The organism is Natranaerobius trueperi (assembly GCF_002216005.1).
GTDB classification, from domain to species: domain Bacteria; phylum Bacillota; class Natranaerobiia; order Natranaerobiales; family Natranaerobiaceae; genus Natranaerobius_A; species Natranaerobius_A trueperi.
This window is the reverse complement of the sequence record NZ_NIQC01000003.1, coordinates 1-25,196: the sequence shown is the minus strand read 5'-3', so window position 1 is coordinate 25,196 and position 25,196 is coordinate 1. Positions and strand designations below refer to the sequence as shown.

At 34.0% G+C, this 25,196-nt stretch carries 24 protein-coding genes and 1 pseudogene; 6 read left to right on the top strand and 19 right to left on the bottom strand.

Annotated features, from left to right (window positions below):
* Positions 1-3: 3 nt before the first annotated feature.
* The 16 genes from CDO51_RS02145 to CDO51_RS02070 form a co-directional block, all read right to left on the bottom strand.
* On the bottom strand, positions 4-1,614 hold the full coding sequence (locus CDO51_RS02145) for a Na/Pi cotransporter family protein (RefSeq protein ID WP_240503465.1): 1,611 nt from the start codon (positions 1,612-1,614) through the stop codon (positions 4-6).
* Between the two features lie 124 nt (positions 1,615-1,738).
* On the bottom strand, positions 1,739-2,341 hold the full coding sequence (locus tag CDO51_RS02140) for a stage II sporulation protein R (RefSeq protein WP_158212276.1): 603 nt from the start codon (positions 2,339-2,341) through the stop codon (positions 1,739-1,741).
* A complete protein-coding gene (gene sigG, locus CDO51_RS02135; RefSeq protein WP_089022652.1) occupies positions 2,334-3,167 on the bottom strand; it encodes an RNA polymerase sporulation sigma factor SigG in 834 nt (277 codons plus the stop codon). Before sigG ends, CDO51_RS02140 begins: the two co-directional genes overlap by 8 nt.
* A 323-nt stretch (positions 3,168-3,490) precedes the next feature.
* Positions 3,491-4,354: a peptide chain release factor N(5)-glutamine methyltransferase gene (prmC, locus tag CDO51_RS02130; protein WP_089022651.1), complete on the bottom strand. Its 864-nt coding sequence runs from the start codon at positions 4,352-4,354 to the stop codon at positions 3,491-3,493.
* Complete coding sequence (gene prfA, locus CDO51_RS02125) at positions 4,354-5,424, bottom strand: peptide chain release factor 1 (RefSeq protein WP_089022650.1); 1,071 nt, start codon at positions 5,422-5,424, stop codon at positions 4,354-4,356. The genes prmC and prfA overlap by 1 nt, the downstream gene beginning before the upstream one ends.
* Complete coding sequence (locus CDO51_RS02120; protein WP_089022649.1) at positions 5,418-6,308, bottom strand: DUF1385 domain-containing protein; 891 nt, start codon at positions 6,306-6,308, stop codon at positions 5,418-5,420. The genes prfA and CDO51_RS02120 overlap by 7 nt, the downstream gene beginning before the upstream one ends.
* A 78-nt stretch (positions 6,309-6,386) precedes the next feature.
* Positions 6,387-6,587: a 50S ribosomal protein L31 gene (gene rpmE / locus CDO51_RS02115; RefSeq protein ID WP_089022648.1), complete on the bottom strand. Its 201-nt coding sequence runs from the start codon at positions 6,585-6,587 to the stop codon at positions 6,387-6,389.
* 92 nt (positions 6,588-6,679) lie between these two features.
* Complete coding sequence (gene rho / locus CDO51_RS02110) at positions 6,680-7,927, bottom strand: transcription termination factor Rho (protein WP_089022647.1); 1,248 nt, start codon at positions 7,925-7,927, stop codon at positions 6,680-6,682.
* 182 nt (positions 7,928-8,109) lie between these two features.
* Positions 8,110-9,090, bottom strand: coding sequence for a class II fructose-bisphosphatase (glpX, locus tag CDO51_RS02105; protein WP_089022646.1), 981 nt, complete (start codon positions 9,088-9,090; stop codon positions 8,110-8,112).
* 25 nt (positions 9,091-9,115) lie between these two features.
* Positions 9,116-9,757 (bottom strand): fructose-6-phosphate aldolase, encoded by a 642-nt coding sequence (fsa, locus tag CDO51_RS02100; protein WP_089022645.1) that lies wholly within the window; start codon positions 9,755-9,757, stop codon positions 9,116-9,118.
* 20 nt (positions 9,758-9,777) lie between these two features.
* Positions 9,778-10,632, bottom strand: coding sequence for a class II fructose-1,6-bisphosphate aldolase (locus CDO51_RS02095; protein ID WP_089022644.1), 855 nt, complete (start codon positions 10,630-10,632; stop codon positions 9,778-9,780).
* Positions 10,633-10,744: 112 nt separating this feature from the next.
* Positions 10,745-11,116 carry a response regulator gene (locus tag CDO51_RS02090; protein WP_089022643.1) on the bottom strand — a complete coding sequence of 124 codons (372 nt, stop codon included), beginning with the start codon at positions 11,114-11,116 and terminating at the stop codon, positions 10,745-10,747.
* A 258-nt stretch (positions 11,117-11,374) separates the two neighbouring features.
* Entirely contained in the window at positions 11,375-11,725 is a 351-nt protein-coding gene (locus CDO51_RS13690; RefSeq protein WP_158212275.1) for a hypothetical protein, read from the bottom strand.
* A 249-nt stretch (positions 11,726-11,974) separates the two neighbouring features.
* Positions 11,975-12,151, bottom strand: a complete 177-nt coding sequence (locus tag CDO51_RS15285; protein WP_089022641.1) for a PhzF family phenazine biosynthesis protein — start codon at positions 12,149-12,151, stop codon at positions 11,975-11,977.
* A 10-nt stretch (positions 12,152-12,161) separates the two neighbouring features.
* The gene (locus CDO51_RS02075) at positions 12,162-13,358 is read right to left on the bottom strand and encodes a carboxylate--amine ligase (protein ID WP_089022640.1); all 1,197 of its coding nucleotides are present in this window, start codon (positions 13,356-13,358) and stop codon (positions 12,162-12,164) included.
* A 117-nt stretch (positions 13,359-13,475) separates the two neighbouring features.
* Entirely contained in the window at positions 13,476-13,649 is a 174-nt protein-coding gene (locus CDO51_RS02070) for a 4Fe-4S binding protein (RefSeq protein WP_089022639.1), read from the bottom strand.
* A gap of 117 nt (positions 13,650-13,766) precedes the next feature.
* Between CDO51_RS02070 and CDO51_RS02065 the strand changes: the two genes are divergently transcribed.
* The 4 genes and pseudogenes from CDO51_RS02065 to CDO51_RS15275 form a co-directional block, all read left to right on the top strand.
* Entirely contained in the window at positions 13,767-14,135 is a 369-nt protein-coding gene (locus CDO51_RS02065; RefSeq protein WP_089022638.1) for a sulfite exporter TauE/SafE family protein, read from the top strand.
* Positions 14,132-14,482, top strand: a complete 351-nt coding sequence (locus CDO51_RS02060) for a sulfite exporter TauE/SafE family protein (RefSeq protein WP_089022637.1) — start codon at positions 14,132-14,134, stop codon at positions 14,480-14,482. Before CDO51_RS02065 ends, CDO51_RS02060 begins: the two co-directional genes overlap by 4 nt.
* An 883-nt stretch (positions 14,483-15,365) precedes the next feature.
* Positions 15,366-15,446 carry a zinc ribbon domain-containing protein gene (locus CDO51_RS15280; protein WP_143824663.1) on the top strand — a complete coding sequence of 27 codons (81 nt, stop codon included), beginning with the start codon at positions 15,366-15,368 and terminating at the stop codon, positions 15,444-15,446.
* Positions 15,447-15,821: 375 nt separating this feature from the next.
* A pseudogene (locus tag CDO51_RS15275) lies at positions 15,822-16,076 on the top strand (LysO family transporter); the annotation flags it as partial.
* Here CDO51_RS15275 and CDO51_RS02050 read toward each other — a convergent pair.
* Positions 16,073-18,154 (bottom strand): transglycosylase domain-containing protein, encoded by a 2,082-nt coding sequence (locus CDO51_RS02050; RefSeq protein ID WP_205842073.1) that lies wholly within the window; start codon positions 18,152-18,154, stop codon positions 16,073-16,075. The pseudogene CDO51_RS15275 and the gene CDO51_RS02050 overlap by 4 nt on opposite strands.
* A 283-nt stretch (positions 18,155-18,437) precedes the next feature.
* Between CDO51_RS02050 and CDO51_RS02045 the strand changes: the two genes are divergently transcribed.
* Both CDO51_RS02045 and CDO51_RS02040 read left to right on the top strand, forming a co-directional pair.
* Positions 18,438-19,910 carry a sigma-54 interaction domain-containing protein gene (locus tag CDO51_RS02045; protein WP_089022634.1) on the top strand — a complete coding sequence of 491 codons (1,473 nt, stop codon included), beginning with the start codon at positions 18,438-18,440 and terminating at the stop codon, positions 19,908-19,910.
* A gap of 530 nt (positions 19,911-20,440) precedes the next feature.
* Positions 20,441-22,039 (top strand): CTP synthase, encoded by a 1,599-nt coding sequence (locus CDO51_RS02040; protein ID WP_089022633.1) that lies wholly within the window; start codon positions 20,441-20,443, stop codon positions 22,037-22,039.
* A gap of 254 nt (positions 22,040-22,293) precedes the next feature.
* Here CDO51_RS02040 and CDO51_RS02035 read toward each other — a convergent pair whose 3' ends face one another.
* Complete coding sequence (locus CDO51_RS02035; RefSeq protein WP_089022632.1) at positions 22,294-23,349, bottom strand: ABC transporter ATP-binding protein; 1,056 nt, start codon at positions 23,347-23,349, stop codon at positions 22,294-22,296.
* Between the two features lie 12 nt (positions 23,350-23,361).
* Entirely contained in the window at positions 23,362-25,041 is a 1,680-nt protein-coding gene (locus tag CDO51_RS02030) for an ABC transporter permease (protein WP_089022631.1), read from the bottom strand.
* Between the last annotated feature and the right edge of the window lie 155 nt (positions 25,042-25,196).

Here is a 25,196-nt window from a genome sequence, read left to right as displayed (position 1 = left end):
CTACTAATCACGACCAAGAATTATTCCACATAAATTTGTGGAATGATCTCCAATACGTTCAAAATTACTTAAAATATCTAAATATATCACGCCAGACGAGGGATGACAACGTTTTTCATTTAACCTTAACATATGGTGTTTTCTAAGGATTTTTTCCATTTCATCTATTACATCATCATAGTCTACTACTTCTTGAGCTTTTTCGTAGTTTTCGTTTTCAAAAGCATCAATAGCCATCCCATACATTTCTGAAAGCTTTTCATGAAAATCCGTTAACTCTTTCTTTGCAGTATCTGAAAAAGGTAGGTTATCTTCTATAGTACTCTTTGTAAGATCAATCAAATTTTCACTATGATCCCCTATTCGTTCAATATCATTAATTGCATTTAATAGATCAGTCACCTGTTTACTTTGATTCTTTGTTAAAGAACTATAAGAAATGGTAGATAAATAAATTGAAATCTCTTTCTCTAGCTGATCTACTACTTCTTCTTTTTGTTCTACTAACTTCATTTTACGAGAATCACCTGATAAAAAGGCTTCAAAAGCTTCACTCACCATCTCATGAGCTACTTTACTCATTCGAATAACTTCTTTACGAGCATTAGATATTGCTACACTCGGTGTAGATAATACCCTCTTATCTAAATATTTACTACCTTGTTCTGGAGCATCTTCTTCACCTGGAACAAGCTTTGTAACTAACCTAACAAATTGACTTGTAAATGGTAAAAATAATAAACCCATTCCAACATTAAAAATTGTGTGTGCATTTGCTACCTGACGCGGGACTGAATCTGCTGTTAATACTACTATTTCGGAAAAAGGCCTTAAAACGATTAAAATTAATAATGTACCAACAGTATTAAATACTACATGAGCAGCTGCAGTTCTTTTAGCAGCTAAATTTGAACCAATACTTGCAAGTAAAGCAGTTACACAAGTTCCTATATTTGTACCTAATATAAGAGCCATCCCTGATTCAAAAGTTAACAAATCCTGAAGAGTCAAAGCAATTATTACACCTGTTGAAGCACTACTACTTTGAACCGCAACAGTAAAGATAGCACCAGCTAAGACACCTAATAAAGGAAACTGACCGAAATTTTTCATCATTGAAAGAAAGTATGGGCTATCTTGTAATGGTTCAAGAGAATCACTCATTAAGGTCATACCAAGAAACAAAATACCGAAACCCAAAATAGCTCTTCCTACATATTTTCTAAGTCGGCGTTTTGCAAATGAATTTAATGCTACACCAACTCCAATAGCGGGAAGAGCAAACATCCCTAAATCAAAAGAAACAATTTGTGCTGTAATAGTAGTTCCAATATTTGCACCAAAGATAGTCCCTGCTGCTTGTCCTAAACCAATCAAACCTGCATTTACAAAACTAACTATCATAACCGTACTTGTACTACTGCTTTGAACTAATACAGTTAATATTATACCAGTAAACATAGACACAAGTGGATTTTTAGTTAGAACTTCTAATATGTTTCTTAGTTTGTCACCTGCTGCTTTTTGCATACCCTCCGACATTATCTGCATACCAAAAATGAAAAGACCCAAACCACCTAGAAGACCTGCAAACACTGAAAATACTTGCTCCACTTCTATTTCCCCCCGCCATTGTAATCAATATTATAGTAGATGACTGAAAATATCTCTCAAATACTGAGACTCTATGCCATTATAATTTATATTGTAACCATTCGCAACAGTAGTAATGATACAATCAACTTAATAAATCAAACAGCCAGTCTACTACAACAAATTTAACCTCTGGTTTTTCTTGCTTTGTATCGTCTTTTTGACTGTCACCAGCAACAGTTAGGTCAACATAGCATAAAGGGGGAAATAATACACACCACCAATTACTACCATTCCCTTCTCCAATTACCACTTCTAAAGCCTCATATTCTCCTCCAGGGATTACTTCACCACGATATCTTCTAGTAGGGAACTCTTTAGTTTTTATATTCACATATGCTTCTTTGTTTACATTTCGTTTTTTGAGATATTGGTGTAAATCTTTTTCAATAGTATTTTTATTTATATTTAAAAAGTCTATGAACTGTTCTTGTGAATTTATTTGATCTTTAGCTGGCTGTAAATAATTAATTATCCAATCCCTTACATGATACTTCATTTCTTGATCTTCTTTTAAATCACTATTTGCTCTAACATGCAGACGTAATATATCATCAGAATGGTTATTCTGGACTTTTTGTATACCTTGGATAATTGAAACCCCTAAAACAATACATCCAAGTACACATAATATTGAAATTAAGACCTTTCTTTCTTTGATTTTTTCCCAATCCAATTCTTTAGACATTACATTCCCCTCCTTCAACCTTGGGTTCATTTGACTCTGTATCAATCTTTTCCTGCATTAGGTTCCGTATATTTAACAAGGCACTTTTTTCTAAACGTGAAACTTGAGCTTGAGATATATCAACTTCTTGTGAAACCTCTACCTGAGTTTTTCCCTGGAAAAAACGAAGTTCTAATATCATCTTCTGTTTGTCTGGAAGCTTAGCTATGGCTTCTTTTAAAGCTATGTTCTCAACCCAACTCTCTAATGTCTGTTTTTTATCACTTAATTGATCTACTAATAACACTGGATCTGTACTATCAGTATATACGGGATCATAAATACTAACAGGATCAGAAACTGAGTTCATAGCTTCAACAATTTCTTCCCTTGAAACATCCATTTTTTCAGCAATCTCGTCTACAGTTGGCTCGTATGCTTTTGCTTTTCTTAGCTCTTCAGTAACTTGTGCTGCTTTTTGCCCTAAGTTCTTCAAACTTCTGCTTACTCTCATAGGACTATCATCTCTTAGATATCTTTTAATTTCACCTGTTATCATTGGCACAGCGTATGTTGAAAACCTTACCCCTTGCTCTGGATCAAAGTTGTCAACAGCTTTTACTAGTCCTACACATCCCACTTGGAATAAATCATCTAGATTTTCCCCTCGATTTTTAAATTTATTTATAACACTTAAGACTAATTTTAAGTTACCATTAATTAACTCCTGTTTCGCCTCTTCTTCCCCATTATTTAACCTATCAAACAGCTTTTTTGTTTCTTTATGACTTAAAACTGGAAGCTTGTACGTATTCATACCGCTTAGTGTAACCCTGTTTAATTTCATATCAATACCCTCCTTTAAAGCTTGAGGCGCCTCTATAGGAAAGTATTGACATTTAGTTAACAATTTAAGCATATTAACTAAAAAATTTTTTAAATACTTATTAAATAGTTCTTTTCGAAAGGGGGGTTAAATAATTTTTTAATCTTATATTTAAAATAGGAATAGTACTTTATTAATATACGAAATAAAGCAATATATAAGCTGTTACAATAAAAAAAGATGACCCCTGTTCAATCCAGAGATCATCTTCTGATATCAGCCTAGGCTTTTTTAATTGTCCTTTACTAAGGATACACTTCATTTCCCAGGTGTTCTACTTAAACTTAAATTTTAGTTATTCCAACTAGCCGGTCAATACCAGCTAAGTCTTGCTCTATCCAAGTAGTAAGGTCTTTTTTTAAAAAGAGGTTAGAAACATCTTGTGCTTGATTATCCCCTACTTCTAAAAGTAGTGTGCCATTATCTACAATAGAATTTCTAAATTCTTCAGCTATCTTTCGATAATACAATAATCCATCAGATCCTGCTTTCAAAGCTTTAACTGGTTCATTCTTAACATCTATAGATAACCCACTATAATCACTTTCAGAGATATAAGGTGGATTAGCAGTTATTATATCGTACTTTTCTGATACCTTTGAAAACATATCACTTTCAAGAAAAGTGCATTTTGATTGTAGCCCTAAAGAATGAGCATTTTCTTTAGCTATTTGTAGTGCATCACTCGAAATATCTAAAAGAGTTATTTTAACAGGCTTTGATGAGTAATAACCTATTGATAACCCAACATTTCCAGAACCAGTACACATGTCTAGCACCTTAATTGGTTGTTCACAAGAAAATGTTTTTATAATATTAAGGGCACTTTCTACTAACAATTCTGTTTCTGGTCTTGGAATTAAGACATCTTTTGTTACTTTTAAATTTAAACCCATAAACTCTTTGTTATTAGTTAAATATGCATAAGGTTCACCTTGGGCACGTTTTTTAACTAGTTCAATAAACAAAGATTTTTCAGAAAAAGTTAACTCTTTTTCATGATAGGCAAGTAGTTTACTTCTATCCATTCCCATAACATAACATAAAAGATAATCGCCTTCTTTTATTGGTTCATCAAGATCTTCTCTGATTTTTAAAAAAGAAAAGGCCCAGTTTCGGGCCTCTTTAATAGTCCATATAGAACTCATTAAGCTCCCACCTCTTTTAGCTTCTCTGCCTGATAAGTGGTAATCAAAGATTCAACAAGTTCATCTAATTCTCCATCTAACACATATTCAAGTTTATGGACTGTTAAGTTTATTCGGTGATCAGTAATTCGTCCTTGTGGAAAGTTATAGGTCCTAATACGTTCACTTCTATCTCCGCTTCCCACCTGGCTTTTTCGTTCTTCTGCTTCTTCTTGTTGTTGTTCTTCTAAATATTTATCATATAACCTAGCCCGTAGTACTCTCATAGCTTTATCACGGTTTTTATGCTGAGACTTTTCATCTTGGCAGCTAACTACTATACCTGTTGGTTCATGTGTAATCCTTACAGCTGATTGGGTAGTATTTACACTCTGACCTCCTGGTCCTGTAGCACAAAATGTATCTATTCGTAATTCGTTTTGACTAATTTCTATTTCAACATCTTCTGCTTCCGGAAGAACTGCTACAGTTGCTGTTGAAGTATGAATTCTACCAGATGATTCAGTAGAAGGTACACGTTGAACCCTATGGACACCACTTTCAAACTTTAATTTAGAGTAAGCACCTTTACCTTTAATCATGAATATAACTTCTTTAAAACCACCTGCATCCTTATCATGTGTTTCGATAATTTCAGTTTTCCAGCCCATGCGTTCAGCAAATCTAGTATACATTCGATATAAGTCTCCAGCAAAGAGAGCTGCTTCATCGCCTCCAGCACCTGCTCTTATCTCAACAAAAACGTTTTTATCATCATTAGGATCTTTTGGTACTAATTGTAACTTAAGTGACTCATATAACTTTTCAACTTCTTTTTCTAATCGCGGAATTTCATCTTTTAAAAAATCTTCCATATCATCTTCTTGATTTTCATTTAACATTTCTTTCGCTTCTTCTAATTCTTGTTTAGTTTCTTGATAATTTTGATAAGTTTTCACTATTTCTTCTAGTGATGCATGTTCTTTAGAATATTCTTTTAATTTATTTGGATCATTTATCACTTCTGGATCCGACATAAGTCTCTCTAATTCTTCATGACGCTTTTTTATTTCAGCCAAACGATCTAACATGATTTCACCTCTCTTTTTTCATCTTCAGATGTCAAACTAGAGAGAGCTGTGATAGCAACTTCTATTTGATCATTATCTGGTTCTCTAGTTGTGAACTTTTGTAGAAAAAGTCCTGGTATAGACAAGATTTTTGTAATATAATTATTTTTCTTTCCAGCTAACTTAATCACCTCATATGATAGTCCTGCTACTAGTGGTAAAATAGCTAATCGGATAGCAAACCTCATCAGTAGGTTAGGCCAACCAAAGAAAGAAAATAATATTATACTAGTAAGCATAACAATTAATAAAAAACTTGTACCGCATCTAGGGTGAAGTGTGGAATATTTTTGCGCATTTTCTACCGTTAAAGGCTTACCTGATTCATGACAGTGAATAACTTTGTGTTCAGCTCCATGATATTGAAACACTCGTTGAATATCTTTCATCCTCGATATTACAAGTACGTAAGCCAAAAATATACATATTCTAATTAAACCTTCACCTAAGTTTATAAATAAAGGTATTTCTAGAGGTCCTCTAATAAGTCCCATGATAAATGTCGGGAGTAAGAAGAAAAGGCTTACTCCAAAAGCAAGGGATAACATAACTGTAAAAAAGATCTGCATATCAGTTAGCTCTTCTTCCTCTTCTTCATCAAGGACTTCATTAGCAGAATAGGTTAAAGTTTTAACACCTAATATTAATGATTCGAAAAAAGCTACCATCCCTCTAAGTATAGGTAGTTTAAAAAAAGAATACCTGTCTCCAAGGGAAAGTATCTGCTGACATTTAATTGAAATATCTTCTTCAGAACGCCTAACAGCTATTGAAAGTCTATTTTTAGACCTCATCATGACACCTTCTATGACGGCCTGACCACCAATTTGCCCGTTTTGGTTCATAATTTAACCCCCTACAAAAAGAGCAGAGCAATTACGCCCTGCTACATCAAATGTTACAATAATAATCTTTATGCAATATTATTTCAGGCCGTATTTTTTCTTAAATTTCTCTACCCGGCCTCCACTGTCAACAAGCTTTTGCTTTCCAGTGTAAAACGGATGACAGCCTGAACAAATTTCAACTTTTAATTCATCTTTAGTGGAACCGGTTTCAAAACTATTACCACAGGCACAAGTTACTTTTGCCTTTTTGTATTCAGGATGAAGCTGTTTTTTCATTGCATTTCACCTCGCTCATTTAAATTCGCAAACATAATAATAACACATATTCCTTTATAGAGCAACAACCCTAATCCTGTTACTATCTGCTATTAATTATAATTATGCAGGTTACTTAAGAATTCTTCATTAGAAGTTGTCTTCCGTATTTTTTGACTAACATTTTCTAGAAATTCTTCTGATGTAGCGTCCATCATAGCCCTTCTAAGGGTCCATATAAGTTCTAACTGATTTTTAGATTGTAATAATTCTTCACGGCGGGTACCTGATTTTGAAATATCAATAGCAGGGAAAATTCTTCTATTTGCTAATTTTCTACTTAAATGAAGTTCCATATTACCAGTTCCTTTAAACTCTTCATAAATAACATCATCCATTCTACTTCCTGTATCCACTAAAGCAGTTGCTAGAATCGTTAAGCTACCACCTTCTTCTATATTTCTTGCAGCACCAAAGAATTTTTTAGGTTTATGAAGAGCAGAAGGGTCAATCCCACCTGAGAGGGTTCGTCCACTTGGAGGAATTACTAAATTATAGGCTCTTGCAAGCCGTGTCATTGAATCTAGTAATATAACCACATCTTTCTTGTATTCTACCATTCTCTGAGCTCTTTGAAGTACAAGCTCTGATAGTTTTACATGATTTTCTGGGTGATTATCAAAAGTTGAACTTACCACCTGTGCGTTTACAGAACGTTCAATATCTGTAACCTCTTCAGGGCGTTCATCTATTAGCAAAATTATGATCTCTGTTTCAGGAGTATTTTCTGAAATACAGTTAGCCATTTGCTTTAATAGTACTGTTTTACCAGCCTTCGGGGGGCTCACTATCATCCCTCTTTGTCCTTTTCCAATAGGTGAGAATAAGTCTATCATTCTAGGGGCTAGCATATCTGATTTCATTTCAAGATAAAAGGGTTCATCAGGATGAATGGGTGTTAATTTAGAAAAGTCTTTACGCTTTTTTGCCTCTTCAGGATATCGAGAGTTTACAGCTTCTACATGTAAAAGAGCCATATACCTTTCATTATCTTTTGGTGGTCTTACCTTCCCTGAAACAAGATCACCAGTTTTTAACCCAAAACGTTTTATCTGTGATGCTGATATATATATATCATTACTGCCTTGTGTGTAACCATCTGGTCGTAAAAAACCATAACCATCCGGCATAATTTCTAATACACCTTCTGCAAACCGATAACCATCTTCTTCTGTTGATCTTTCAATTATTTTAAAAATCAAATCCTGTTTTTTATACTTTGTATAATTTTTGATGCCTCGTTCTTTGGCGATTCCATGTAATTCAGAAACCGTCTTTTTTTCTAACTCCTTGATATCCATCGTCATTCCTCCTTAAAATCGTACCAAACGAACAAACTATAAACAGTATAATGTATATATTTACACACTTATATAGGGACTTTTCACTTCACATTTTGGATTTAATAAGGGAAGGCAGAAAGTAGCTTTAAAAGATCAGCCCTGACTTAATGAGGTCAGGGCTGATAGTAAGGCAAAAACTACTAACAGGTGGGGTCATCCTGATAAAATTCCGGTTTTTTATCAAGTTGATGATATGCATCCACAAAACGAACCGTACCTGTTTTAGCGCGCATAACAAGACTATGGGTTTTAGCTCTCCCACCAGCTTTATATCTTACACCTTCAAGGAAATCTCCACTAGTAATTCCGGTTACAGCAAACATAGCGTCATCACCGTTAATTAGATCTTTCATATAAAGTTTCTTTTCAACATCATCTAACCCCATGTCTTTTATCCTATCAACCTCTGCTTGGTTTTTTGGCTTAAGTCGTGCTTGCATCTCTCCTCCTAAACATTCAAGAGCAGTAGCTGCTATAACACCTTCTGGTGCTCCTCCTATACCAAATAAAACATCTACCCCTGTATCTTCTATAGCTGTAGCAATAGCTGCGGCTACATCACCATCACTTATAAGCTTTATTCTAGCCCCGGCCCCTTGTATCTGTTGTATAATCTTTTCATGACGAGGCCTTTCTATTACTATAGCCACAAGATCAGAAATATTTTTATTTTTAGCTTTAGCTATTGATTTCAGATTTTCTTCTATAGATGCATCTAAGTCAACACACCCTTTTGCTTCTTTACCTACTGCAATTTTATCCATATACATATCGGGAGCATGTAACAATCCATCCCTTGGAGCCACAGCAATAACTGATAGTGCGTTGGGGCGTCCCTTTGCTACTAAGTTTGTTCCTTCTACAGGATCAACAGCTATATCAACTGGAACACCGTCTCTTCTTCCTACTTGTTCACCAATATAAAGCATTGGTGCTTCATCTTTTTCACCTTCTCCTATTACTACTCGACCATCAACTTGTACTGTATCAAACATATGACGCATTGCATCTACTGCAGCTTGATCAGCACCTTCTTTGTCACCTCGCCCCATAAGCCTTCCTGCGGATAATGCTGCTGCTTCTGTCACTCTAACTAATTCTAGGGCTAATTCTCTCTCCATCTTTTTTCCTCCTCATAACTTCTCTTTAGTTGTTATTTTCCCAGTCTTTTAAAAACTTTTCAATCCCTTTATCTGTTAGTGGATGTTGTGTCATCTGATAAACCACTTGTTGAGGAACAGTTGCAATATCACAACCTATCCGTAAAGCTTCACTTACATGTCTGGTATGTCTAATACTAGCCGCTATAACTTGTGTTTCTAGATTATACTGTAAAAAAGTAGAAACAATCTCATCAACTAGTTGCATCCCATCTCCACCAATATCATCTATTCTTCCAACAAATGGGCTTACATAAGTAGCACCAGCTTTTGCGGCTAAAACTGCCTGATTTAAAGAAAATATTAAAGTTACATTTGTCGGTATTTTTTTCTCTGATAAAATTTTAGTTGCTTTTAATCCTTCGTCAGTCATAGGAATTTTTACAACTACATTAGAGGCAATCTTTCTTAACTCTATAGCTTCTCTTACCATCTCTTTATGTTCAGTAGCAATTACTTCAGCACTAATAGGCCCATCACATATTTCAGCTATCTCAGAAATTCTTTTAATTAAAGATATACCTTCTTTAGCTACTAATGACGGATTTGTCGTTACACCATCAACAACTCCTAAGGAGACAGCTGACTTTATCTCATCGATATTAGCTGTATCTAAAAAGATTTTCATATACTACACTCCTTAATAAATTAGGCTTTACCCGAAGATCCAAATAAACGCATTTTTTCTTTAATAACTTCTTTCATATTATCTTTGGCAGGCCCTAATAATTTTCTTGGATCATATTCTTCAGGTTTTTCTGATATTACATTTTTAAGCCCCGAAGTAAATGCTTGGCGTAAATTTGTATCTATATTAACTTTACATATACCTAATTCAATCGCCTTTCGAATTGAATCTTCAGAAACACCCGATGCTCCATGTAATACCAAAGGTATATCTGTTGTTTTTTTGATATTTGCTAGTCTATCAAAATCTAGTTTTGGTTCACCCTTATAAGGTCCGTGCGCAGTTCCAATAGCAACTGCTAAATAATCCACTTCTGTTTCATCAACAAATTTTTTTGCTTCTTCTGGTTTTGTCATATATGCATCTTTTTCATCTACGCTAATATCATCTTCTGTACCGGCAATTTTACCCAATTCACCTTCTACAGAGACATTTGTCGCCTGTCCTACTCTTACCACTTCTCTAGTTCTCTTTATGTTTTCTTCTAACGAATATTTTGAACCATCAAACATTACTGATGTAAACCCTTTTCTAATACATTCCATGTTCTGATCGAAACTTGTACCATGATCTAAATGCAGTGCCAAAGGAACACTAGTCTGATCAGCAGCGGCTTTAACCATAGCTGAAATAAAATCAATCCCAGCATATTTAATCGCACCTTGACTTGCTTGCAATATCGCTGGGGAATTCTCCTCTTCTGCTGCTTCCAAGATAGCCTTAATTATTTCTAAATTATTTACGTTAAAAGCGCCTATGGCATAACCACCTTTATCAGCCATACTAACAAGTTCTTTTCCTGTAACTAATGGCATAATTCAGTCCCTCCTGATATTAATAATTGTTATTATTATGAAAACGCCAAATATAAAGCTACGACGCCCCCTTTTTAGGGAAGCGGTACTTTTTCTATAAATAATATTATATTTAAGCAGTTATTTGATCAAGACTTTTTTCCACTTTTTTAATCAGTTCTTGAAGATCGAAGGGTTTTTCTATATAGGATGCAATTCCCATCGATTTAATCTCTTTTTTGGTATCAGGGCACCCTAATCCACTAATTACGATCACTTTAGAAAGTGATACATATGTTTGTAATTCTTTAAATAGTTGATACCCTTCATAATCAGGTATTTTTAAATCTACTATAAAAAGATCAAAGTTATGAGATTTCACCTTATCTAAAAAAACCTCTCCAGTTGAAGCTACTTCAACTGGATACCCTTCTTCTTCTAACACTTCTTTAATAAGCATTCGGATACCGGCTTGATCATCAACAACTAAAATCCGGTTATTCATATATAGCCCCCCATCCTTATGGGATTGTCTAGATTAACAAAGTTGTAATTGATATTGGTTTCATAATTTAAATTTTTTGAATTTTGTTAAATATTTACACCACTCTTGTTTGCTTTTGTTCTACATTTCCATAAAAATTCCTGCTAATTGGTACAATAAATTTATAAAATTCTAACGTTTTACTCTATTTTTGAATACCTTCGACTAATTTATAAAAATTATAACTCCGTTCAAAAATATTACTACGTTTTATAGTTCTCAAATATGACAATTTTTATTCAACCGTCCATAAAACACCGTCACTGCAGAGCCTTCTACAGCTATTTTATTGTTTTCATAGGGGGTAAAAAATAATCTTGAGGGTCTTTGAAGTTTGGTACCTTGTTCTATAGTCAGCTTAGTACCAAATGTGACTAAATTATGGCATGCTAGATAAAGCTGATCCTGAATCAGCTGTTCAAGTAGCAGCCTCTTCATTAATCCCACCAAAGGATCAAAGTTTCTTACATATAAATCAGCTTCATGACTATTATCACAAAGTAAATAAATGCAAGCCTGTGATATCCATTTGTCGTGAAAATAACCACGCAATTTGTAACGGTAACTCATTAAACGATAAAATATTCTGTTTCAAAAGATTCATCTTCCCCTTCATCAAATTTTAATAGTTCATCTATTGCTTTATTAGAAACTTCTGACCTTAATTTTACCTCTTCATTATATGTACATATTAAAGGGTTTTTAGGGTATTTATTATAAACCTTAATAAAATATTCACAGTTATAAGTCTTTTGTCGATACGTTGTTCTGGTACTAGAAGGTGTTATACACCCAACATCTCCATTGCATAAAAAGCAGTCAAAGTTGCATGACCACAGTAGGGTACTTCTTCTTTAGGAGTAAAAAAACTGAAATATAAGTTAGAAAAACAAAAGCAGTTTCAGGTGCGTTTACTTCTCTCGCAATTTTACACATAATATCTTCAGATAATTTTTTATCGGAAAAAACTACTCTCGCTGGGTTTCCCCCAAAAATAGGCTCCCTCTCACTCGGATTTAAACCTACGAACCAACTTCCTCAATAATTTTTTAAATAAACCTCTGATAAATACAAGAAGTGGGTTGATGTCTTTTGGGTGATAAATTGCGTGGCTTAAGGGACCAATATAAGAGGAAATCCATTTAAATAGTGTCAATTCATTATTGGATATATAGTCTAATGAAGCTCTGATATCCTCGTATAAATAGACAAACTTCAGACCTTCTTCTCTATTGATCTGTTTTGTTAGTTGTTCTCCAATCAATTCATAATATAGTGTTGCTGGCAAGTTGATACCACTTTTGAGTATTACATTATTAAAATTAGTGAGTCGAGGATTGATTTCTATCATATAAAATTTACCGGTTCGTGGATCTTTTTTAAACTCTATCTCTACTATACCGTGATAGCCTAGCTTTTTCAAAAATTCTTCTCCTAAGTGAATTATATTTGGTTCAAAGGTGCTTTCTGTAAAAACAGATGCTCCGAAGTGAATAGGAAACTGCCGTTTTTTTCTGTTTGTAAAAACTTTAACTGGATTACTATTTTTATCAAAATAAGCATTATAAGTATACATATGATCATCAGATCCTGAAATTATCTCTTGAACCATGACTGATAAATTAGCATCTATAGCTACCCTAACTGCTTCTATTAATTGAGATGTATTGTTTGCTATAAATAATTTTTTTCTAAATTTCTTTACAAATTCATGACTTAGCTCGGGTTTGACGATACAAGGATAAGTTATATCTGATTTTAAGTTCTTTAAATCTTCTTCAGTTTCTGGGAAAAAGGTTTTAGGTATTGGCATACCATACTTTTGTGCAAATTCATAAAGCTTTCTTTTATTTACTAAATCTGCAACTAGCCCTCTGGGCATCGGTGGAAATAAAAAGTACTCTTCTAGTTGATCAGTATTATTAGAGATAAAAATTGCGTAGGAATCTGCCGCAGGAATAAGTACCGGCTTTTCATCTAATTTTTTAGCATATGAAATCAAAAATTCTAATAGTCCATTTTCATTTTCTTTTATATCTGGAATTATAACTTTTTCTGATACGTATTTTGAATACATCCCATATGCTGATTCATCGTTGTCCATTGCAGTGACATGTATCCCTTCTAATCCTAAAGATCTTATTACACTAAGCCCTATATAATAATTCACACCTAAGACTATTGCCGGCTTCTTAAGGTTCATAAAGATTCCTCCGTAATTAAAATCCCTGTTAATATAGGAACGGGGTGAAGGCAAAGCTCCTACCCCGTACTAATAATTAACAATATGTTTTACTGTTAAGTCCTATTTAATACATCCTTATTCAGCAGGAACACAGGCATCTACAGGACAAACATCCGCACAAGCTCCACAATCAACGCATGCGTCAGCATCAATTACATATGCTTCTTCACCTTCTGAAATTGCCTCAGTTGGGCATTCAGCTTCACATGCACCACACTTGATACATTCTTCTGTAATAGTATAAGCCATAGTTGACTCCCTCCTTTTTTAGTCTCAATTTCATATTAGCACTTTTTTGCAAAAGTTACAACATGCACTTTGGATTATTTAACTTAATTTAGGGAATAATGTGTCTGAGGTGGTTGTATGCATCGAAACACTCTAAATAAAATATATCTTTCTATAATTGGGTGGATAACTGGTTTAATAAATGGCCTTCTTGGAGTAGGTGGTGGCACATTTTTAATACCTGCTTTAACTTATTTTAGAGATCTCAAGCAACATATTGCTCATGGGACCACTATATCTGTGATATTTCCTACAGCTATAGCTAGTGCAGTTATATATGGAGCTAATCAACAGGTAGATATTGGTTTAGCTATGAAAGTTATAGTAAGTGGAGCCCTGGGTAGTTTTTTAGGTGCTAGATTAATGTCATTTATAAACCCTACCCTTCTCAAAATGATATTCGCTACATTTATCATTATTACAGGAGTTAGGTTGATTCTATCATGATATATTTAATTGGACTAATTACAGGGGTAATAACCGGTTTAGCTTTAGGTGGCGGGGCCATCTTAATACCATTTCTTGTAATTTTCATGGAAGTGCAGCAACATATGGCACAAGGAGTCACTCTTATATCGTTTTTACCAATGTCAATCATAGCTATAATCACACATTATAAACAAGGTAATATTCAGACTAAACTCATTGTACCTTTAGCTTTAGGGAGCATAGTAGGTGCAATTGGTGGTGCAATTATAGCTATGCATTTTTCATCAGATTTACTTACAAATATTTATGGGACATTTCTTGTTTTAATGGGTTGTTACGAGTTCTATAGCGCAAGAGTAAAATAGCTCCCCCTCTATGGTTACAATTAATTGTAACTCATAGAGGGGGAGCTATAATGTAGTCAATAATATTGCTTTTATTGTCTCGCAAATACTCTCATCTTGTTATAAAACTTCTTATATAAAAATTATTTAGCATAAGTATGATACTGTTATTAACAGTAATGGCTCTAGTATAATACCGATAAAGTTATAACCGAGCTCACAAATATCGAAATAATATTCGTTATTGGTAGCATTTTTACATTGTATCTACCGTTGTTCTTTAATTATTACAGTATTAGGGCTTTCAGCCACGCTTTTAATCGTGAGATGAAAGCCTATTTTTTTAATAAAATACAGGTAGCATAAAAAAAACATATACAATTAAATCATTTGAAACAAGAATAACAAGTAACACAATCAAAAAGTATGTTGAAGAACAAAAAACAAGGGGGTGACCTAATAAAGAAGCAGTAAAAATAAAACTAGTGCCAACTAAAAAACAAGAAAAACATCTGACCAATATTTCAAAAGAATATATTAACTATCTATCAATACTTTGGTATCTAAAATGGTACAAGAAGAAAAAGCATTAAAGCGTCGTCAAAAGATGTTCAAGCATCTATGCCAAGTGCAGTAAAAAATCAATCTATTCGTGAAGCAAAAGTGTCTACCGCAGATCTAAGAAGATAAAAAGAGTACCAGTCTTAAAAAAGCCCGTCTGCATATGGAACAACCAAAACTATATGATAAAAGAAAACACGGTTGAATTTTCAGTGTATCAATGGTAAATCAAAACGGATTGCAGTAAAAGCTATTTTAACAGAGTACCAACAGAATCTATTATTAGGGACACTTCGCATCACAAAAAAATCAAATAAATGGATCGCCCAAGTATGTGTAACTTATTGAGTACAAAGCAAAACTAAGAGGTATAGCAGTAGAATATGTAGATCCAAAATATACGAGTCCATCCATGCACCTGTGATAGATGGATTAGCGTAAGCAAAAGTCGATCAGCCTATACTGCTATATGCACTGGTATGGGAATGGTACTGGCATACCCTTTGCTTGGGAGCTGTCTAAAGCAGAAATGAATTGAGGACGCATAGCTACCCGAAAATCCCACGCATTCATGCGTGTGGGAGTGTCAATTCTTTACTCCTCGGTTTTATGTTTAGTCTCTTAACAATCCAATTTACAACCTAATTCTTGAATTCTATGTGTTGGTCTTTACTTAGGTTACTCTAATACAGCTCTTCAATGAATTAAGTAGTATTGCGCTCACGTCTTTAGAAGGCTGCAGACATAGCGTCAGGGTTTCGTTATAATAGTTTATCTGAAGTGATAATTATCTGAGCTTCAAAGTCCACTTTTAGGCGCTATGGCCTTTTTAATAAATGTTTTCCGAGAAGTGATTGCCATTATATGTATACCTTTTGTAGCCAAGCATCTAGGTGGAATCGCATCACTTGCACTAGGCGGTGCGACAACTATGGATATAACGATACAATTATTTTTAAAGGAGCTGAGAAACATTTTATTCCAATTGTTTTTTTATTGGAGCAATTCTTTCTATTCTAGTCCCTTTTTTAGTAAACTTTTTCATAAAGCTTAATTAAACGGCCACCATGGCCAATCAAAGTCGTCATCTTCATCGTCGTCATCGGGATACTCATATTCTTCATGAACTTCACACGTTTTTTCTGGTACTGTATTAGGTAAAAAGTTTTCTTCTATTACAGTTTCATTTGGACAACTAGGAGTTACAAGTTGTCCGGACTCTTCACAAATTTCTTCTATTATTAGACCATCAGGTCTTGTAAATTCACCTAAATCTAGTTCTCCTTGGATCGAATTCATAAAACTCTCCCATAAAGGTGCTGCTAGTGAACCACCTGTTCCTGGTAAAGCTTCCTGATTTTCATCATCAGTTATAAAAACGCTTACAACTAAGTCTGGAGTATAGCCTACAAAGACTGCGTCTTTATGTCCTTGAGAAGTACCTGTTTTTCCTGCAGCATCAAAGTTTACTTGTATATTTGAAGCTGTTCCATTTTGACCTAAAACGTCTCTTAATAAATCAGTCATTAGATAAGCTTCTTGTTCCGATAAGACAACTGACTTTTCAGGATCTTCATCATAAATGACTCTTCCTGATGAGTCTTCAACACGTTTTATCATACTTGGCTCAACAGAAATCCCTCCATTAGCAAAAGGAGCATAGGAGGAAGTAACCTCTAACGGCCTAACACCAATTTGTCCCATTGGAAATGCGACCCAAGGAGAAACAGATCTTTCTATCCCCAGCTCTTCAGCCATCTTTACACTAGGTGTTCTACCTATCATGTCATGTACTTTAATAGCAGTCACATTACAAGATTCTCTTATAGCTCTACGGATAGTGAGATCTTCATTATGATACGTACCCCCATAATCTGACGGTATATAAGGTTCGTCACGACCAGGCTCTGGAGGGAATTCTGTCTGTTCACACGTCACAACAGATGCAGCACTTATCTCTCTTTCACTTAAAGCTGCCATATATGTATAAGCTTTAAAAACTGAACCAGCATGTCTTCTTGGGACACCAGGATTTGCACGATTAAGTTGGGTCTCATGATAGTCTCTGCCCCCAACTAAGGTACTAATATAACCCGTGTTAGGATCTAATGCTACAATAGCACCCTGGGGTTGACGAATTTCATCTTCTCCCTCACCTCTTGTAACAACTAACTCTTCATCAAGAATTGTTTGTGCATTTATTTGCATATTTTGATCTAAACTCGTATAAACTCTTAAACCGCCTTGATTTATCTGTTCATGATATTCTTGTGGAAGTTTTTGTCTTAATCTTTTTCTGACTTCTTCTGCAAAATACGGAGCTTCTCTTAAAGGGCCTTGAGTTTTTTCTATATCAATTTCTGCATCTTGAGCAATTTGAGCTTTTTCTTCTGTTATCACCTCTTCACTAGCCATTTCGCTTAATACTGCATTTCTTCTATCATAAGCATTATCTGGATTTCTAAGTGGTGAATAAAGATTAGGACCTCGTGGTAAACCAATCAAAAGAGCAATTTCTTCTATTTCTAAATCATTAACATTTTTATTAAAATAATATCTACTAGCAGTCTCTATACCATAAACTCCATGACCAAAATATATTCCATTTAAATATTGTTCCATTATTTCTTTTTTGCTTAATGTCCTTTCTAGGTGAAGAGTTAGAAACATTTCACGAATCTTTCTATCAATAGTTCGGGAATGATCTAAATAGTAGTTCTTGGCTACTTGCTGGGTAATAGTACTACCACCTTCTAATATATCTCTTGCCCGAAGATTTCTAATTGCAGCTCTACCAATTCCTCGTATATCAATTCCATTATGCTCTCTAAACCTACGGTCCTCAATGGCGATCATTCCTTTTATCAATTCTTCTGGCATTTCTTCTAATGGAGTATATAATCGGTAGTCATCATAGAAATAGTGAAATTCTTCACCTTCTCTATCTAATAATATACTAGCACTATTAAATCCTGGAGGAGGTGTATCCTCTAAAGCTCCTACAACAAAGGGGACCAATACTATTACTGCGAAAAATAATATCACAGCCGTCAAAAAGAACACACGAAACCAGCGTCTAGGTGAAAAAATTCTTCTAATCAACGATTCTCTTCTTTTTCTTTTGGGTGGCAAGGGCCTTCTTGAACGGCTCAATTTTATTACCTCACTTTTTTATAATATCTCTAACACTCTTTTATAACCACTTCTACTAGTTAATATTCATTAAAAAATGTAGCTACATTTAGTATGGTACAAAAACGATCACTTTAATTCTCTATAACACCTTTTTAATTAATTTGATATTAATAACCTAAAATGATATCCTTTAAGACAATAAATAAGAAGGTGTCTTTTTTATTTGAAAAAACTGCCGAATAGTTGGCAAGAAATATATACCTCGGAAGGAGGGAATGTGATGGATAACGATTTTAAAAAGGATATTTCTGAGTCATCATTAAGAAATATAGATCTATTTGAAAGTATGCAAGCTGTTTTAAGTACAGTTGATGAGGGTATCCATATTATAGATCAAAAAGGATACACAGTTTTTTATAATCAAGCTGCCTCTCGTCTCGATAATTTATTACCTGAAGAGGTGTTACACAGACACTTATTTGATGTATTCCCTAACTTAACTGAAGACACTAGTACACTTCTAAAAGTTTTAAAATCACATGAACCAATTCTTAATCAACATCAAACTTTTACTAATTTTAAAGGAGAAAAAATAACAACTATTAATTCAACTTTGCCATTATTTGAAAATGACAAAGTAGTAGGAGCATTAGAAATTTCGAAAGATATTACACATGTTAAAGAATTATCTGAAAAAGTTAATCTTTTACAACAAGAACTTTACAAAATACAATCATCAGAACAAACGTATGAAAGAAATACCAGGCATCAGGTAGAAACTAATCCAGGAACCCAACACACTTTCAGCAACATAATTTATGAAAGCGAAAAAATGGAGCAATTAGTCAAACTTGCTAAAAGAGTCAGTCATACAGATTCACCTATATTAGTTTATGGAGATAGTGGCACAGGCAAAGAATTATTAGTCCAGGCTATGCATAACGAAGCAATACGAAAAGATGGCCCCTTCTTATCTCAAAACTGTGCAGCTTTACCAGGAAATTTATTAGATAATGTTCTTTTTGGTACTGTTTCGGGAACTGCTCTAAGTGCAGAAAATAAACCAGGGTTATTCGAATTAGCTGATGGTGGAACACTATTTTTAGATGAAATCACTTCACTTTCCTATGAAACTCAAACAAAACTTTTACAAGCTTTAGAAGAAGGTGGGGTTAGAAGAATAGGTGATACAGAAATTCGACCTGTTAATGTCAAGGTCTTTGCAGCAATGGATCAACATCCACCAGATGCTTTAAGAGATAACTTATTAAGAAAAGATTTATATTATCGTTTAAATGCAATTTCTTTGAAAATTCCTTCACTTGCTGAAAGAAAAGAAGATATTCCTATTCTAGCACGCTATTTTTTGGATAAATACAAGAAAAAACTTAATTCACCAGCCAAAAATTTTGATACTTCTGTTTTAGAATTATTTAAAAAACATAATTGGCCTGGAAATGTTAGAGAACTTGAATATGTCATTGAAGGGGCTGTCACATTAGCTACTGATAAAACAGTTCAACTTAAAGATTTACCTCCACACTTACAAGAGCTTGGAGCACATACAACCGAGAATTTAGAGGATGACCTTAAAATACAACCTTTAAGAGACGCTATTCAAAGTGTAGAAAAACAGTTAATAGAAAAAGCGCTTAATAGTTCTGGTGGTAATATTAGCTGGGCAGCTCAATTATTACAAATCCCGCGTCAAACCCTTCAATACAAAATGAAAAATTATGGTTTCAAATCCTAATAGTATTCATATGTGTGTGGTAGCACAAATTCCAAGAAGTCGTCTTGGAATTTTATGGATGTCTTTGAGAGTGGCAATCAATCCTAAATATATTAGTTTAATGGATCAAAACAACTAGATTGTCCAACTACTAACGATTAAGTTTTTAATGTAGTTGAATACATTAAAAATACACCCAAGTTGGGATGTGTTGACTTAAAGAGGTGACGGGTATTAATTTTTGTTGAAACGTTTATAGTATATTTGAGATAAATTACACAAAATAGACCATGTAAAAGTCATTAGAATTAGTAACAACTTAGTAAATAGACTAAAAAAATATCAACCATTTTAATCATCCTAAAAAAGAAAATTTAATTAGAATAACAAAGTTAGCAAAAGGAAAACAAGTTCGTTTAGAACCTAAAGAATTGGAAAGAACTAAACGTAGGTAATTTAGTTTAATTTTATTACTAAAAACATATTGCAAAACACCGGCTGTTATTAGATAATAGAAGGCATGGAGTATAACATGCAGGAGGGTGCCGGAAATGACCAAATACATTTTTATTACAGGCGGAGTAGTGTCCTCATTAGGCAAAGGGATTTCTGCAGCCTCTATCGGGAGATTGTTAAAAAATCGAGGCTTAAATGTTACTATACAAAAGTTTGATCCGTATATTAACATTGACCCTGGAACAATGAGCCCTTATCAACATGGTGAAGTTTTCGTAACAGAAGATGGGGCAGAAACCGATTTAGACTTAGGACACTACGAAAGATTTATTAATGAAAAGCTCAGTAAGATTAACAACATTACTACAGGTAAAATTTACTGGTCGGTACTTAATAAAGAAAGAAAAGGTGAGTACCTAGGTAAAACTGTTCAGGTTATTCCTCATATAACCGATGAAATTAAGGAACGTTTATACCGTGCTAGTAAAGAAAATAATGCTGATGTAGTTATCACAGAAATTGGAGGAACAGTTGGTGATATTGAAAGTTTACCGTTCTTAGAAGCTATTCGTCAAATGAGAAGCGATATTGGTAGAGATTCAGTAATGTATATTCACGTAACTTTAATACCTTATCTAGATAAGTCAGGTGAATTAAAAACAAAGCCTACTCAACATAGTGTTAAAGAATTAAGAAGCCTAGGAATTCAACCTAATATGATTATCTGTCGTACACATCACCACTTATCTCAAGAAATTAAAGAAAAACTAGCTTTATTCTGTGATATCGATGTAGAAGCTGTTATTGAAAATCAAGATGTAGAAAGCATTTATGAAGTTCCACTTTGTTTAAATGAACAAGGTGTAGATGAATTGATTAACAGTCGGTTAAATCTTCAAACAGAGCCAGCCGAACTTAATGGCTGGAAAACTTTAGTAGAAAATATTAAAAACTTAAAAAACACTGTAACAATAGGTTTAGTTGGTAAGTATGTATCACTTCATGATGCATATATAAGTGTTACAGAGGCCCTAGATCATGCTGGCTTTAAGCATGACACCGAAGTAAAAGTTAAATGGATTCAAGCAGAAGAATTAGAAAAAGATAATGGAATTAAGCAGCTTGAGAACTTAGATGGTATTTTGGTACCAGGAGGTTTTGGGGACCGCGGAATAGAAGGTAAGATAATCGCTTCAAAATTTGCTAGAGAGCATAGGATACCTTTTTTAGGCATTTGTCTTGGTATGCACTGTGCAGTTATAGATTTTGCTCGCCATGTAGGTAACTTTAAGGATGCTCATAGTTCTGAGTTCTTTGAGAATACTGATCACCCAGTAATTGATCTTTTACCTGATCAAAAAGAGGTAAAAGACCTTGGTGGAACTATGCGTTTAGGAGTTTATCCTTGTAAATTAAAAGAAAATAGTAAAACCAGAGAAGCTTACAAAGATGAAGTAATCTATGAACGCCACAGACATCGTTATGAATTTAATAATTATTATGCAGAAGAATTAGAAAAAAATGGGCTTATTTTTGCCGGTACTTCCCCTGACGGACGTCTTGTTGAAATAATAGAACTAAAAGATCATCCTTGGTTTGTAGCTACTCAATTTCATCCCGAATTTAATTCTCGACCTGAAAATCCACATCCATTATTTGATCAATTTGTTAAAAGTTTACTTCATAATTCATAACTTGAAAGACCCCACCTATAACATGGGGTCTTTTTTTATCCACAATTTAATTTAAAGAATTATTAAATTTTTTAATTATTAACAAGTAATTTAATTTTCCCCATGTTAATCCACAAAAAACACAGGGTTTTCCACAGGGTTATCCACATTATTCACAATTTTTATTCACATACTGTTCACAACTGACTTTTTACTTGTGGAATTATCAATAATAAAAAGGATGACTTTTTAGCCATCCTTTAAAATTTAAATTATTAATCATGTCTAATAACTGCAACAAAATGAGGAAGTACTTTGAATCTAACCTTATCGCCCTCTTTAACTTCTTCTTCTGGGTGAATATGAGTTAACAAATCCTTTTTAGATCCATCATTTAATTCTACCTCAACTATAGCATCAATAGATTCACCTGTAAAAATAGTTTCTTTTATAATTCCTGCAATCTTACCTGTATTATCCATCTCTAAACTATCAGGCCTAATGGATATATATACTTCTTCTCCTTCTTTAAAGCCATGAGTGTGATTACATGGTATTACTCCTATATCAGTTATTACAGACTGTTCATCTTTTCCCATTTTACCTTCTAAAATATTTGATTGACCAACAAAGTTAGCGACAAACTTATTTTCCGGGTATTGATAAATTTCTTTTGGTGTTCCGCACTGTTGAACTATACCTTCATTCATAACTACTATCCTATCTGAAATAGCTAGTGCATCTTTCTGATCGTGAGAAACAAGAACTGCAGTTGCTCCTGCCTCTTTAATAATTCGTTTAACTTCAATACGCATATTAGTACGCATATCAGCATCTAAATTACTAAAGGGTTCATCTAATAATACCACAACTGGCTTAGGTGCAAGTGCCCTCGCTAGAGCTACCCTTTGTTGCTGTCCACCTGACAATTCATGTGGATAACGTTTTTCATATCCTTTCAAACCAACTAAATCTAGAACTTCCATAACTCTATTTTTTCGGTCTTTTCCTTTATAGCCAAAGCCTATATTATCAAAAACATTGAGGTGAGGAAAAAGAGCATAATCTTGAAAGACCATTCCTACTCCCCGTTTTTCCGGAGGAACCCATGTTTTATTATCACTTACGATTTTTTCTTCTAAAGCTATCCTTCCTGTTTCAGGTCGCTCAAATCCTGCGATTAATCTAAGAGTGGTTGATTTTCCACAACCACTAGGTCCAAGTAATGTTATTATAGATCCTTTTTCAACAGTAAGATTAATATCATTCACAGCCGGATCTCTAGATCCAATATATGTCTTACTAACTCCATTTAACTCTATTGTATTCATACTCCTCACCTCCTAATATTTAGTTAACATATACTTTAAAGGTATAATTGAAACCAAAATAATTATTAACGCCCCTGGTGCTGCTAAGTGATAAATTCCTTCGTGAGCTTCGTAGTAAACTCTTACTGCTAAAGTGTCAAATCCTGCTGGTCTTAACATAAGGCTTGCAGGCAGTTCTTTAATTGAACTAACAAAAACCAAAGCACCACCAGATAGAATTCCTGGTAACATATTCGGAAGGATAACTTTAAACATAACCTTCCATGGCGGATATCCTAAACTACGTGCAGCCTCATCAATTTTAGGTGATATCAAACCCAAAGATGCTTCTCCAGCCTGTAACGCCTGAGGTAAAAACCGTACAACTAAAGCTAAAGCTATCATATAAAAAGTTCCATAAATCCATGGAAGGTGGTTATTAAATATAAAGACAAAACCCAAAGCTACTATTACTCCTGGTAGTGCATACCCGGCATAACTAAATTTATCAATAATACTAGAAATTTTTGAAGGATATCTAGACTTCAAATATATTATCGGCATAGTAAATAACATACAAATTATAGCTGCAATACTAGAAACTAACAAACTATTAAAAGCATAACCAAAGAAATCTGAATCTAAAGCTCCCATTTGGATACCAATATTTGACCAATAAATTAAGACAGTAACAGGTATCACAACAGAAAATAGAAGAATTAAGCTTACATACAGAAAAGCTACAAGTTTCCACTTGCCTAATTCTAAAATACTAGGTTTTTTAAAACTGTTAGAAGTTTGATAAAATTTATTTTTTCTTCTAGTACGAGATTCAAACCAGAGTATAATTACAGTTATTAATATAAGCACTAAACTTAATACTGAAGCTGAAGCCGTATCAAACCCAGCTCTTTGAAAGTATATAGCAGCAGTAAAAGTAACATATCTAAGCATAGCTATAGCCCCAAAGTCAGAAAGTACATAAAGTGAAACCAAAATACCACCTGCACCAATAGCGGGTCTTAACATTGGTAAATTTACTTTCCTAAAAATCTCAAAAGTACCCATACCTTGAGCACGAGCCACTTCTTCGAAGCTACGATTCATTTTACAAAGTGAAGCACTTGTAATTAAAAATACATATGGGTAAGTGAACAAGATGAGTACTAAAAATACACCCCAAAAAGAATAAATATCAAAGGGATAATTACCAACTAAATTGGTTACTAGCGATGAATTTGACCAAAAATCCTGTAACCAACCACTAGGACCGAACACAATAATAAAGGTAACTGCTCCTACATAAGGTGGTATAACTAACGGAAGAGCTAACAACCACTGCCACATTTTTCTTCCTGGTATATCTGTCCGAACAACTATCCAGGCTAAAGATACTCCAATTAGTATAGCACAGACTGTTACAGCAACAGTAAGAGAAATAGTACTCCATAATAATTGCGGTATCCTGTCATCAAGTAGGCGCATCCAGCTACTTGTTCCGGCTGAAATAGATTGCAAGATAACATAAATAATCGGAACTATCATAACTAGTGAAATACTAAAACCCAAGATGAGAAGGGGAAGTCCAGGTGGATTTCCCTTCCAGATTTCAAACCATTCTCGTTTTAGAAAATTGTTTGGGGTATTTGTTTTTTCTCCTCTTATCTCAGTATTTTCATTTATATTATAATTAATTGTTTTATTATTTTTCATATTTATCTCCTCCAAAAAAGGGAAAGAAAATCGAGTAGGAGGTAGATAATTAATTTATCTACCGACCTCTCACACCACCAAGCATACCGTCCGGTACTTGGCGGTTCAATGGTTTGAGTGCAATGCCTCGTATCTTTTGGATATGTCATCATATC